Source organism: Chryseobacterium cucumeris (genome assembly GCF_016775705.1).
Lineage (GTDB): Bacteria > Bacteroidota > Bacteroidia > Flavobacteriales > Weeksellaceae > Chryseobacterium > Chryseobacterium cupriresistens.
The window spans coordinates 206,105-219,457 of record NZ_CP068760.1; the positions used below are offsets into that span (position 1 = coordinate 206,105).

Annotated in this window: 9 protein-coding genes; 4 read left to right on the forward strand and 5 right to left on the reverse strand. The window is 39.4% G+C overall.

Features of this window, described 5'->3' with window-relative positions:
- Nucleotides 1–213: 213 nt before the first annotated feature.
- From JNG87_RS01000 to JNG87_RS01015, 4 genes are read left to right on the forward strand one after another with little or no spacing between them, the layout of a single operon-like run.
- Nucleotides 214–696, forward strand: coding sequence for an MgtC/SapB family protein (locus tag JNG87_RS01000; RefSeq protein WP_227942839.1), 483 nt, complete (start codon nt 214–216; stop codon nt 694–696).
- A 4-nt stretch (nt 697–700) separates the two neighbouring features.
- Nucleotides 701–1,801, forward strand: coding sequence for an efflux RND transporter periplasmic adaptor subunit (locus JNG87_RS01005; RefSeq protein WP_202841202.1), 1,101 nt, complete (start codon nt 701–703; stop codon nt 1,799–1,801).
- A gap of 15 nt (nt 1,802–1,816) precedes the next feature.
- A complete protein-coding gene (locus JNG87_RS01010; RefSeq protein WP_202841204.1) occupies nt 1,817–4,912 on the forward strand; it encodes an efflux RND transporter permease subunit in 3,096 nt (1,031 codons plus the stop codon).
- Nucleotides 4,902–6,167 (forward strand): TolC family protein, encoded by a 1,266-nt coding sequence (locus tag JNG87_RS01015; RefSeq protein ID WP_202841206.1) that lies wholly within the window; start codon nt 4,902–4,904, stop codon nt 6,165–6,167. Before JNG87_RS01010 ends, JNG87_RS01015 begins: the two co-directional genes overlap by 11 nt.
- Before the next feature lie 209 nt (nt 6,168–6,376).
- Here the strand turns inward: JNG87_RS01015 and JNG87_RS01020 are convergent, their stop codons facing one another.
- From JNG87_RS01020 to JNG87_RS01040, 5 genes are all read right to left on the reverse strand, one after another.
- Nucleotides 6,377–6,832 (reverse strand): DUF1801 domain-containing protein, encoded by a 456-nt coding sequence (locus JNG87_RS01020; protein ID WP_110008029.1) that lies wholly within the window; start codon nt 6,830–6,832, stop codon nt 6,377–6,379.
- Nucleotides 6,833–6,856: 24 nt separating this feature from the next.
- Complete coding sequence (locus tag JNG87_RS01025) at nt 6,857–8,278, reverse strand: hypothetical protein (protein ID WP_202841208.1); 1,422 nt, start codon at nt 8,276–8,278, stop codon at nt 6,857–6,859.
- Nucleotides 8,279–8,288: 10 nt separating this feature from the next.
- Nucleotides 8,289–9,473 carry a hypothetical protein gene (locus JNG87_RS01030; RefSeq protein ID WP_202841210.1) on the reverse strand — a complete coding sequence of 395 codons (1,185 nt, stop codon included), beginning with the start codon at nt 9,471–9,473 and terminating at the stop codon, nt 8,289–8,291.
- Nucleotides 9,474–9,617: 144 nt separating this feature from the next.
- The gene (locus JNG87_RS01035) at nt 9,618–10,583 is read right to left on the reverse strand and encodes a T9SS type A sorting domain-containing protein (protein WP_202841212.1); all 966 of its coding nucleotides are present in this window, start codon (nt 10,581–10,583) and stop codon (nt 9,618–9,620) included.
- Nucleotides 10,584–10,860: 277 nt separating this feature from the next.
- Nucleotides 10,861–13,353, reverse strand: a complete 2,493-nt coding sequence (locus JNG87_RS01040; protein WP_202841213.1) for a GEVED domain-containing protein — start codon at nt 13,351–13,353, stop codon at nt 10,861–10,863.

Consider the following 13,353-nt stretch of genomic DNA (forward strand, 5'->3'; position numbering starts at 1 on the left):
CATCAAAAAAACAGGAAGGAACTTTCTCTAATGATTTTCTAATCACATTCTAAAGCTTTTCTAACGGCAAAAAAGGGCAGTCAGTTTTACTTTTGCACAGTAAAAAATAAAGCAATATGGACTCAGATCCTTACAGTAATTATCAATCTTAAAAGCTTTAGTTGTACTCACTTTTCCCGTACAGCTGAAAAGCTTACAAAAACAGGAAAAGTTATGAATACATTCGAATTTACCCTTCGTCTCCTTACCGCATTTTGTCTGGGAGCCGGTATTGGCTTCGAAAGACAGTGGCGCAAAAAAAATGCAGGTCTCCGCACCAACACTCTGGTATGTATCGGTTCTGCTGCATTTGTACTGATTGCTATCAGAATTGGTGGCGATGCAGCCGGCCGAATCACCTCTTATATCGTCAGTGGAATAGGTTTCCTTGGCGGTGGTGTTATCATGAAAGACGGCCTTACCGTAAGAGGATTAAATACAGCAGCCACATTATGGTGTTCAGCAGCCATAGGCGCATTATGCGCTTTGGGATATCCTCTGGAAGCCTTTATCACAGTTCTCTTCATTGTATCTACCAATATATTCCTGAGACCTACTCTATCCTCTCAGAAAGAAGCCAGAAGCAAAAAATGGTTCAGTACCAGGAAAAATAACAAAGAAAAAGTAAAAATCAGCAACAGCACTCAATTGTATTAAGATCATGAAAAAAATAATCTTAAGTAGTATTATTCTCTTTGCAATCTCTTGTAAAGACAATGCACCTCAGCAAAACAAAGATCCGGAAATCATAACAAAAGGTAATCAGATCACCATTCCGGAAACTCATCCGGTTTTCAAAAAAATTAAAACACAGATGGTAACCGAACAGGAACACAGCGACGGAGTGGTTTCAGCGGGAACAATCCAGGCAATTCCCAATCACTACGCGGAAATTGCCAGTCCTTTTTCCGGAAGAATTACAAAATCTTTTATTCAGCTTGGACAGAATGTTTCTGCCGGAAATCCACTTTTTGAAATCCTCTCATCAGATTATTTTTCAGTTCAGAAAGATTATACGGATGCTTTAAATGATGTACAGCTGTCAGAAAAAAATTACAGACGTCAGCAGGATCTCGTTAAACATGGAGTCGGAGTACAGAAAGAGCTGGACGAAGCGGAAACTGATTTTAAAAATAAAAAAACATCCCTTTCCAATGCCTCTTCTGCCTTGAAGGTTTATAACAGCAAAGGAGGAGGCATAGGAAGTCCGCTTGTTGTAAGGGCTCCCATTGGCGGAGAAATTATTTCCAACAAAATTGTCAACGGGCAATACCTGAAGGGAGATGCAGATCCTGTAGTAATCATTGCAGAATTATCAAAGGTCTGGATTTCCGGTGATGTAAAGGAAAAAGATATCCGTTTTGTCAACATTGGCGACCAGGTTTCTGTAAAGGTAAGTGCCTATCCCGACAGAAATATTACCGGAAAAGTATATCACATCAATGAAATGGTGGATGAAGATACCCGAAGCATTAAAGTTCTTATTGAATGTGATAATCCGGACAGAAAATTAAAGCCGGGAATGTACGCCACCGTGAACTTTTCAACAACCCCTGAAAAGACAGTGATGATTCCTGTAACAGCTTTAATGCAGGAGGACAGTTTACAATATGTATGGATAAAAACAGGAAAAAACCAATTTACCAGACGTTCTGTGACAACGGGAGAAACCGATGAGAAAACTGTAAGAATCATATCAGGATTAAAACCCGGAGAAACCATCATGACCGAAGGCGGAATTTATATGCCTGATACAAAATAATGTAAATGAAAAACTATGAAGAAATTATTGACAATCTCTATACAGAAGAGATGGCTGATGCTTGCCCTCTTCTTTTTACTGGGATTCTTCGGATACTATTCCTGGACCAGATTATCCATAGAAGCCTATCCTGATATTGCCGATGTCACTTCCCAGGTGGTAACGCAGGTTCCGGGCCTGGCCGCTGAAGAAGTAGAACAGCAAATTACCATTCCTTTGGAAAGATCTCTGAACGGACTTCCCGGAATGCATGTGATGCGAAGCAAAAGTACCTTCGGGCTTTCCATTATTACGATAGTATTTGATGATGGTATTGATGATTACTGGGCAAGGCAGCGTATTCAGGAAAGACTGACTGATGTGGAGCTCCCTTATGGTGCACAGCCGGGATTAGATCCCCTTACCTCTCCCATCGGCGAAGTGTATCGTTACATTATTGAAAGTAAAAGCCACAGCCTGCGGGAATTGACAGATTTACAGAAATTTGTCATTATTCCCCGAATCAAACAGGTTTCAGGAATTGCTGATGTCACCAATTTCGGAGGAATGACCACCCAGTTCCAGATTGAGCTGAATCCGCATAAGCTTGAACAGTACGGTTTATCCCTGTCAGAAGTTACCGAAACAATATCCAAAAACAATGTCAGTGCCGGAGGAAGTATGCTTCCCCGTGGAAACCTTGCGTATGTAATCCGCGGAATTGGTTTGGTAAAAGACCTGGATGATCTGGGAAAAATTGTAGTGAAAACCCAGAATGGGGTTCCTGTTTTCCTGAATGATGTTGGAACACTGAAATACGGAAACCTTGAAAGAAAAGGAGTCCTTAGCTACACAGACCGAAAACGGGATTATTCTGAAAGCGTGGAAGGAATTGTACTATTGCTAAGAGGACAAAATCCTTCCGAGGTACTGGAAGGTGTGCATGAAGCGATTGAAGAACTGAATAACGAAACACTTCCACCCGGAGTAAAGATCCACCCTTTTCTGGACAGAACAGATCTTGTAAAAACAACGCTTACCACAGTTTCTCATACCCTTACCGAAGGAATTGTACTGGTTATTATTGTACTGATTGTATTTCTGGGAAGCTGGCGGGGAGCATTACTGGTAGCGATTACCATTCCGCTTTCTTTATTATTCGCTTTTATACTAATGCATTTCACCAATATTCCGGCTAATCTTCTTTCACTGGGAGCGATTGATTTTGGAATCATTGTAGACGGAGCCATCGTCATGCTGGAAACCATTCTCAAGAAAAGAGAAGAAAATTCTGAAGACACACTGGAAGAAAAAACAATTATCCAACGAGTGATTGAAGTGGCAAAACCTATTTTCTTTTCCACGATCATCATCATTACCGCTTATCTACCTCTGTTCGCTTTTGAAAGAGTAGAAAAAAAATTATTCACCCCTATGGCTTTTACTGTTGGATATGCTCTGTTGGGAGCTCTTGCTGTAGCATTACTTCTGATCCCGGGATTAGCGTATGTGATCTATAGAAAACCACAAAAGATTTATCACAATAAATGGCTGGAGAAATTAAGTACAGCCTATGGAAAAAGCATTGAAAAAATAATGCAGACTCCTAAAAGAGTTCTCATTCCCATTATGATTGTTTTGGTATCTGCCGGAATTCTCTCCTGGCATGTGGGAAAAGATTTCTTACCTGAACTGGATGAAGGCTCTATATGGCTGCAGGTAAAGCTTCCACCCGGAATTTCTTTAGCCCAATCAAAAGAAATGAGTGATACCTTACGTGCCCGCACGCTGAAACATCCTGAAATTACGTATATGATGGTTCAGGCAGGACGTAATGATGATGGTACCGACCCATGGACCGCTTCCCACTTTGAAGTATCAGTCGGAATAAAACCTTACAGCGAATGGCCTTCGGGAAAAACAAAAGCAGACCTCATCAAAGAACTTGCTGCAGATTATAAGGACATGCCGGGATTCACCGTCGGATTTTCACAACCTATGATTGATGGAGTTATGGACAAAATCTCCGGAGCGCACAGTGAGCTCGTGGTAAAAGTATATGGAGAAGATTTTAAGGAAACCAGGCGAATTGCAGAAAATGTATTGTCTACTTTACATACAATTCCGGGTTCGGCAGACCTTGCCATTGATCAGGAGCCACCGCTACCTCAACTGCAGATTATTGCCAACAGAGATAAAATTGCTCAGTACGGACTGAATGTAGCAGATGTGGCCGACCTTATTGAAGTGGCATTGGGAGGAAAAGCCATCTCCCAGATCTTTATCGGCAATAAAGTATATGATATTTCATGCCGTTACACAGAAGACAGCCGCGATACTCCGGATAAAATCGGAAATCTGATGCTGACTTCAGCTTCTGGAGCCAAAATACCTTTATCACAGGTAGCAGAAGTGAAATTAAGTACCGGAGAAAGCACAATTACCCGAGAAATGAATAAACGACATCTTACGGTAAAACTGAATTTAAGGGGCACCGATCTTTCTTCTTTTCTGAAAAAAGCACAGGATACAATTGAAAAAGATATCCAATACGATCATGAGAAATACCAGATCAAATGGGGCGGACAGTTTGAAAATCAAAACAGGGCATATTCAAGGCTGGCATTTATTGTTCCGCTGGCATTAGCTATTATGTTTCTGCTGCTGTATGGTGCCTTTGGAGATTTCAGGCAGGCTTTGGTACTGATGTCTATCGTTCCGCTGGCTTTATTTGGGGGAATGCTGGCTCTCAATATCCGCGGAATGTCTCTGAATGTATCTTCTGCAGTAGGATTTATCGCTCTCTTTGGAGTGGCCATCCAGAATGGAGTAATCATGATCTCTCATATCAATGATTTGCGTAAAAAAGGATATGAACTGAAAGAGGCTGCCATCAAAGGGGCAAAAGACCGTTTCAGACCTGTACTGATGACCGCGACGGTTGCTGTCATCGGATTATTTCCGGCATCGCTGGCCACAGGCATCGGTTCTGATGTACAGCGCCCACTGGCAACAGTAATTGTTTACGGGCTGATGTTTTCTACCATTTTAACCTTATTCGTGCTTCCGGCTATTTATTTTATGGCTGAACGCCGAAACAAAAAACAAAATTTAGAATCAGATGAAAATTAGAGTTCGTTTTATCATATTATCTATCGTATTGCTCAGCATTACAGGGATGAAGGCACAGGAAAAAGAACTTTTACCCTTTGAAGAATACCTGAGTCTTGTAGGAAATAAAAATTTAGGCTATGCTTCTCAAAAATACAATGTAAGCATGTCCGAAGCAGCGATTCAGACGGCTAATATGTTTCCTGATCCTGAGCTGGAAATGGAAACCACCAATAACGGAGTAAGACAAAGTATGGGTTATGTGTATGGTACCTCACTTGGCTGGACACTTGAATTGGGTGGTAAAAGAAAGGCCAGGGTAAATCTGGCAAGAGATCAATCGGAGCTGAGCAAAATACAATTGCAGGATTTTTTCAGGAATCTTCGTGCAGATGCCAGTTTAGGATATATTGAGGCTTTAAAATCCAAGGCTTTGCTTGAAGTACAGCAGGATTCTTATCAAAACATGCAGCAATTGGCAAAATCCGACAGTATCCGCTACCAATTGGGAACGATAACATGGGTCACTTCCAAACAGAGTAAGCTGGAAGCAGCTTCTTTGCTCAATGAAGTATATCAGGCTGAAAGTGCAGAGCAGCAGGCTCTCACCGGTTTATCTGTATTTCTGGGAGATGGCAAAATTACAGGCAGAGATATTGCCGGAGATTTTAATGCTTTCAACCGAGATTTTAATATTGATGATCTGATTCTTCAGGCTTTAAATGAAAGAGCAGATTTATTGGCTGCGAAACAAAATACAGAAGTAACCAAAAGCCAGATCAGCCTTGAAAAAGCTAATCGCATCATAGATTTGGGCATCAGTGCCGGAGCAGAACGGCATACCGAAGCTACGAATGAAATTGCTCCGTCTCCCACTGTAAATGCTGTCAAAATGGGTATTAGTATTCCTTTAAAATTTTCCAACAGAAGAAATGCCGGATTGAAAATAGCAGAAATGGCCCATTCGCAGGCAGAAGTTGAGCATAAACAGATCGAACAGGAAATAAAAGCTGAGGTAATGCAGGCTTATCAACAGTACACTGCCACTCAGAAACAGCTCAGACAATTTCATAACGGAATGCTTTCTGAGGCGAAAAGTATTCTTGAAGGAATCACTTACAGCTACAAAAGAGGAGAAAGCTCTATCCTTGAAGTATTGAATGCGCAGAGAACCTATAACAGTGTTCGAAAAGATTATTATGAAGCTCTAGCAGATAATGCTGCCGCTTTGATTGAGCTGGAACGTAAAGCGGGAATCTGGGATATTCATTTTTAGCTGGAAGAGGGAAGCTGGAGGATGGAAGTTTCTGGATGTCGATGAATAAATACACATCATTTAATTAACTTTTTAATATTCAGATTGCTCATCAAGGAATAACAACTGATAGTTTTTAAACACAAATATAACTTCCTACTTCCTACTCCCATCTTCCAGCTTCCAGCATAAAAAAGAGCCCTGAAATCAAATAGATTTCAGGGCTCTTTTTATTTCTTATACTGTGATTCATAAATTCCGATCCAGTCATCAGGCGTCATTTTCTGACTCAGCTCGGCAATCAGTTCAAAAGGAATATCTTCTGTTTTTTTGAAGCGGACACAGGATTTACCCATATCCAGCTTTTTCTTCGAATATTTGGGATATTCTCCTACGAACCAATCCAGAAGTTCCGGCTTGGAATATAGTCCCATATGATACAAAGCTATAAAATTCTTCTGGGAAGCAAGGTTGATAAAAGGCAACGGTGTCCCGGGTGCACAATGATATCCGGCAGGATAGGTTGTCAAAGGAACTACCCAGCCTATCATCCCATAATTTGAAGCGTCTTCAAAACCTTTCGGAAGGTTGTCGTTCACCGTATCAAAAAGTTTTTTAAAAGCTTCCTGTCTTTCTTCAGGAATTTTTGAGATATAATCTTCTATAGAAACCGACTGAATCTGCATGTGATAATTTTTTCTAAAATACGATTATTTTATAAAATTGTACACACTGAACATCTGAACCTCCTTGCTGCTCTTTTGAAGGAACATCATTTTGTTGACATTCGGAACGTACTGAATCATATTTCCATCTGCAAAACCGTAGTTCTGGAAGAAATTTCTACCTTTATAATCGAGGCTTACTTCCTGAGGTTTCAGATTGGCGAAGTCAAAAACTTTCATAGAAAATCCTGTATTACCAAATGCTCCTTTAGGATAGAAAGCGGAAATATAAAGTTTATCTCCTGCTTCAACCACATGAATTCTTTTTCCGGTAGAAGTTCCTGCTGCTACGAATTGCTTTACTTCACCTTCTTTATTAAATTTGATCAGCATTCCCGCATCCAGAGAATATACAGGATCAGGGAAACGGTTCATTGCTGTAGGCATCGGTCTTGTCACCGTCTCCTGCTGAACAGCCATTAAAGTTTCATCCCCTTTTACAATCGTTTTGATGACTTTCACATCACTCATGTCTTTGCTTCCAGCCAGATTGGTATTGCTGATGACTGCTTTCCCAGACTTCATATCATAGTACATTACCGTTCCAAAAGTACTTGCTCCAATGGTAACCGCTGCATTTTTTCTTCCAAAAGTTACCAGGTAATCATTATCATTTTTACTGAATGCATATAATTTTTCAGGAATATATTTATCATCGAACGGAAGGTCTTTATCTTCCGTATTGGAAACCAGTTCCAGCTTGTAAGCTTCCTTCCAGCCTGTTGCTTTACGTAATAGAACGATTTTCGCCGAGTTAGTTAATGTCAAAGACTTTTCAACATAATCATTACTCAATGTTATTTCTTTGTTCCAGACCGGAGAAAGTGTTCTCAAATCCATTACCAGCACATCATTGACATTATCTGTCTTTTTATTCGCATATCTGTCATTGAAGATGGCTGCATATTTCCCGTTTTCTGAGAAAAGGACATAAGTAGTTCCTGATTTGTTGGTAGACTCGATGCTGTATTTTGCAATACTCTTTGTTGTAAAAGTACCTTCTTTTCTGCTGAAAACATGCTGGAAAACTTCTTTTCTGTTTTCTTTTCCGAAATACTCTTCCGTAAATGCTATAAATTTATCATCATCAATCTGTTGTGACCCCAGATAATTGTGAAGAACACCATTCGTTTTGTTGGCATAATCTTTCACATAAGTATCCACAAGACTTCCGTTCTGATCCAGTTTTCTCATCAGTAATTTCTTGTGAGGAAAAACATTTCTCATCAATCCGTCAATATTAATAGCACTGAACATATAAGAATTGTAGTCATCTGCCAGTACCAGTTTATCATCCGTTTCAAGATTGGCATCCACTGTGAATTTTGTTCCTTCTGTTACTTTCGACTGTGCAAAAGAGTACACAGAAGCGGTAATTAATGCCGAAGCAATAATCTGTTTAATCATATCGTTTTCTTTAGTTATTATAAATTTTTTCTTCCAATCTTTTCAGTTCAAGATTAGCATCGTAGGATAGTTTAATATCCACTAAATGCTCCTGTAACTCATTTAAATATTTCTCTGCTTCCTGATAGTTTCCTAAAGCAATATTCAATCTGATCAGGTTAAAATAAAGGTATTCTCCGATCTTCTGATTGTAAACTGCTTTCTTATCGTTGTAATTTACTTTTGTTAAAGCTGTTTTCCAGAGATCAATTCCTTTCTGCATATTCTCCATGGCAATTTTGTTCGGTGCATAATCCGATTTTGCCTGAAGTTTTTTCAGATTGGTGGTCACATAGATATACGCTTTCTCCAGATCATCATACTCTCCTTTGTTCTTCACAGTTGCCAAGGTCACGGTAGAATTGATGGTCTGATACCCAAAATTTTCATTGATAATATTTCTTGTACGGTCAATCGTTCTTTGCAGGAATCTTTTTTCCTGAGCATTCAGATTAATTTCATTAGTCGGAACGCTTGCTATTTCTGCAAAATCTGAGAAGTAGGTTTTATCGAACTTTACTGTACCGCCTTGCTTCGCTGTGATTTTTGTAGGCTGGTTGGCAAAAGTTTTCCCCTGATTGTCCTGAAAATTTGTTCTTTCCATTTCAATGACAATATCAAGATAATTTCCACCTTTTGAAAAACCAGTCACATCAATTTGAGAAGCCAGAATTTTGTTATCTACAATTAAAGCATCCCTCAGATCAGGCTGCTGGTACACCGGCATTGGAGGAATATTAAGGATAGGTCTTGAAGGAAGCCTCAGTACAGGAGCTCCATTGGTTGCTGCAATTTTTTCAACAGCTGACAATTTGCTGTATTCTGCAGATTCAAGTTTGTATTTTTCCTGAAGTTTTTTTACTTCAGCATCATAGTCTTTTAATCTTTCCTGATGCTCATACTTGGCATTTTCAACATTAGTCTGGTAATTATCTACCTTTTTCTGGTGGTCTTCTTTTGAAATTCTGATGACATCATCTTTTGTAATATTGTAGGGAGACTTTACCGTAATCGTATAATTTCTGTTGGAAAGTTCCGTAGGAAAAACCGGCTCTTTTAAAAGCTGGAAACTGATTATTTCTTTATCAATTCGCTGAGCCTGGGAAAATTCGGAATAAAATAATGGTATTAAAAAAAGCAGTTTAAATTTATTCATGGATATTATAGTTTTCGGTGCAAATGTATAATAATTTTATGGACATTTTCTGATAATATTTTGTCCAGTTATTATCAAAACTGGTCACAAAAAAGGCAACCGCACGAGTGCAGCTGCCTACAGAAATTATTGACTCAAAAATTATTATTTTTTCAAGGCTTTTACTGTTGATTTTGAACCATCTTTAAAGTCTATCGTCAGCAAGTATAAACCGGCATTCAATTCTCCTAACTGAAGTTCATTAGTTGGATTGTCAATAGTTTTCACTACTCTTCCCGCTACATCTGTAACTGTTATAGCCTTAACATTTTTTACATTATTAATATGAAGTGCATCTTTAAAAGGATTTGGATAAATATCTCCTTTTTTAAGACCATTTACTTCAGCGGTACTGAGTTGTGTATTTTTTTCTGCAGAAAAGGCAAAAAGATTGATAATACCATCACCTCCGCTTTTTGTCAGGGTTACACTTTTTACAGGTTTAGATTGGTTCGCCGTATCAATATTCAATGCAAACTGATATATTCTGGGATTAGAGCTATCAGCTTCTAGATCATCATTACCCACAACAATCCTTCCCAGCCCCTGAACCGCATAATTGGCTCCGCCATACCAGTCAGCAATACTTATATTGGAAAATATCTGAGAAGTATTATCGGTGAATGTCACAGTAGCCGTTACAATAGCGCCGCCACTTCCGCTTGTAGCAAGCATATATAATTTTAAAGCTGTTGATGGAGTCACAAATTCAAGTGTTCCATATTCCCCGGTACTTTCCAGCCTCAGCGAATTATTGGAATTCAGAGCTCCCAACTGATAACTTAATCCGGGAGTCGAGGCTACTACAGAATTGAGAATACCATTAGCAGGTACACCAAAAGTTAGCGGCGGATCAGAACTCACAGCTTGAAAATCTGTTGCAACAAAAGCATAACCTTGCCCATCAATGTCATTGGTAGTAGAATCATAAGCAGATCCGATACCATTAGCAATTACATCAGCGGTAAAGCCTGAGGAAACCGGCATGGTTTGATAATTCTGAGCCTGCATGGCAACGGTAGAAAATAAAGCAATGTATGAAAGCTTTTCTAAAAATAGTTTTTTTTTCATAATGAGATGTTTTTTGTGTTGAATCTAATCCAAAAATAAAAAACCAATACTAAAAAAGCTATTTCCTAAAAAAATAAATAACATATCGACTTAAATTCTAAAAAATATCTACAAAAAAACTAAAATTATCAACACTCAAAAAATATGTAATGAATATTATTTACTTACTTATTCTCAATAATAGATTTTGGAAGTCAGAAAATTATCCGCGTTATAAAAACAAAAAAGGCAGCCGCACGAATGCAACTGCCTACAGAAATTATTAACTCAAAAAATTTTATTTCTTAATGGCTTTTACCGTTGATTTTGAACCATCCTTAAAGTTCATCGTCACTAAGTATAAACCGGCATTCAATTCCCCTAACTGAAGTTCATTAGTTGGATTGTCAATAGTTTTCACTACTCTTCCCGCTACATCTGTAACAGTTACAGATTTTACATTTTTGATATCTGCAACATGAAGCACATCTTTAAAAGGATTAGGATATACATTCACATCTTTTTTCTTCAGATTTGTTTCTGAAGTGGATAAAGAGGTAGCTACTTCAAAGTTAAAATCAATAAATTCTCCTCTTGAAATAGCAGAACAAGGGTTTGAAGGGGCTGTACTGTTATAATCAGTCACCACTCTCATTCTATAAGATCCAAGAGGTGTTCCTGCAGGGACTGTGATAGATCCCGACGTACTTGTAACATAAGTATTGGTTACAAACATTCTTTCTGAAGCTTCAAAAGTTAAATTATTATTCCAGTCTACCCAAACCCCAATTCCACATGTAGGACCACCGGCCGTAAAAGATACGGAAGTACTGGAGCCAGGAGCATTGATTATTTTGTTACTGGTTGTTGTTAAATTCTGATATCCGCCTGCAACACTTGAACCGGATGAATAAGCCATATCTACAAGTCCTCCTGTAGAACTGAAGTCAGAAAGCCATGAATTCTGAGAAGTAGATGAAGGTAAGCAATACCCTGTTCTGAATGTAAGCACCTCACTCCAGATACTTTTATCAGCAGCACTGCATACAGATCTTACCCATACATAATAATTGGTATCAGAAGATAATGAACTTAATGGTGCAGAAGTCGTAGCAGAAGTTACAGAATTGGAAGCGTTCAAGACAGTAGATGCATCAGGTGCAGTATTCGTTGTACTGTAGTATACTTCGTATCCATTTGAAGGAACCGAAAGAGGAGCAGTCCAGCCAATTGTTGCAGAGTTCACTGTAAGATTGGATACCGCAACTGCAGTCGGCTCAAGGCAGGAAGGAATATCCTGAACGGTAATATTATCAATATAAATAGAACGTGAAGAACCTCCTAAACCGTGTTTAAATGCCAGTTGCAAATCAGAACCCGCAGGAATATTCACTGTATATTGTGCATGCGTAGTTGTAAGGGAAATAGGAGCTCCTATCTGTGTAAAGGATGCAGGATCCGCAGGGTTCGATAGTGTTCCCACCAATAAAGTATAATTACTACCTCCGGCTTTTGCATAGAATCTCACACGTTTGGTCCCGTCTGAAAGGTTTACCGCTGGAGGTGCAACCAACATCTGACTGCCTGTAGTCCCACTCGAGTTATTCATGTAGTAAGAATTAGGTGCTGAATAACTATTGGAGGTTGATACATAGCCATAACCCGAAAATGAAGGAGTTTCCAAATATGCCCAGCAGCTTGGAGCATTGGTATTGGTGCTTGAACCTGTACTTGTCGTATCAAAGTTTTCTGTATAAGGAACCGTGAAAGTAGAACATGCCGTTTTAAATGTTCCTGCAAAAGACCATACACTCTGTCCCGTTACAGTATTACAGTTGGATCTCACCCAATAATAATAGGTTGTATTGGAATTAAGACTTCCTATTGTTGTACTTGTTCCTGTTACTCCCTGATAAGTAGGTGTTACCGTACTTGCCGGTATTGTGCTGGAAGTACTGTGGTACACATCATAACTGGCAGCACTGCCTGTCCATGAGACTAAAGCAGAATTGGCTGTGATTCCGGAAACGGCCTGCAATACAGGAGGCATACAATCCGAATAGGCATCTGCCGAAAAAGCAAAAATATTCGGTATACCTGAACCGCTTGCTTTGGTTACCGTTACGCTCTGTATTAGTTTTGCCTGGTTCGCAGCATCTATTGCCAGTTCAGCCTGATATAATCTTGGATTGGTTCCGCCCTCAGGAGAGGGGATATCATCACTGGCACCGGGAGTAGCCCCGGGCTTTTTAATCCTTCCTATTCCCTGGATGGCAAAACTAGGTCCATTATACCAGTCAGCAAGACTGATACCTGAAAACGTCTGCGAACTGCCATCGGTAAAATTCACCACTACATTTACCGTAGAAGTACCACTTCCACTTACAGCAAGCATGTACAATTTGGTTGCAGCTTTCGGTGATGTAAATGCCAGGGTTCCGTTATCATTAATTGCAGCCAGTCTTAAAGAGTTGTTCGCACTCAGACCGGCCAGTTGAAAACTCAGCCCCGGAGTAGTTCCCACTACAGAATTAATAACCCCATCAACAGGAATACCATAGGTAATAGCTGCACTTGTTGAGGTTAACTGAAAATCTTTAGCTACAAAAGCATAAGAAACTCCATCTACGTCATTGTTTGTAGTAATTGTGGAAGAACCGATGCCATTAGCAATCACATCAGCTGTAAAGCCTGAGGAAATGGGCATGGTTTGATAATTCTGAGCCATCATAGCCGTGGCCGAAAACAGAGCAATAGCAGGTATTACTCTAGAAAATAAATTTATTACCAT

What these genes read in the sequence shown, in the direction of transcription:
- JNG87_RS01040 (WP_202841213.1), bottom strand. Translation starts at nt 13,353, where the DNA reads ATGGTAATAAATTTATTTTCTAGAGTAATACCTGCTATTGCTCTGTTT.
- JNG87_RS01010 (WP_202841204.1), top strand. Translation starts at nt 1,817, where the DNA reads ATGAAGAAATTATTGACAATCTCTATACAGAAGAGATGGCTGATGCTT.
- JNG87_RS01000 (WP_227942839.1), top strand. Translation starts at nt 214, where the DNA reads ATGAATACATTCGAATTTACCCTTCGTCTCCTTACCGCATTTTGTCTG.
- JNG87_RS01005 (WP_202841202.1), top strand. Translation starts at nt 701, where the DNA reads ATGAAAAAAATAATCTTAAGTAGTATTATTCTCTTTGCAATCTCTTGT.
- JNG87_RS01025 (WP_202841208.1), bottom strand. Translation starts at nt 8,278, where the DNA reads ATGATTAAACAGATTATTGCTTCGGCATTAATTACCGCTTCTGTGTAC.
- JNG87_RS01035 (WP_202841212.1), bottom strand. Translation starts at nt 10,583, where the DNA reads ATGAAAAAAAAACTATTTTTAGAAAAGCTTTCATACATTGCTTTATTT.
- JNG87_RS01015 (WP_202841206.1), top strand. Translation starts at nt 4,902, where the DNA reads ATGAAAATTAGAGTTCGTTTTATCATATTATCTATCGTATTGCTCAGC.
- JNG87_RS01030 (WP_202841210.1), bottom strand. Translation starts at nt 9,473, where the DNA reads ATGAATAAATTTAAACTGCTTTTTTTAATACCATTATTTTATTCCGAA.
- JNG87_RS01020 (WP_110008029.1), bottom strand. Translation starts at nt 6,832, where the DNA reads ATGCAGATTCAGTCGGTTTCTATAGAAGATTATATCTCAAAAATTCCT.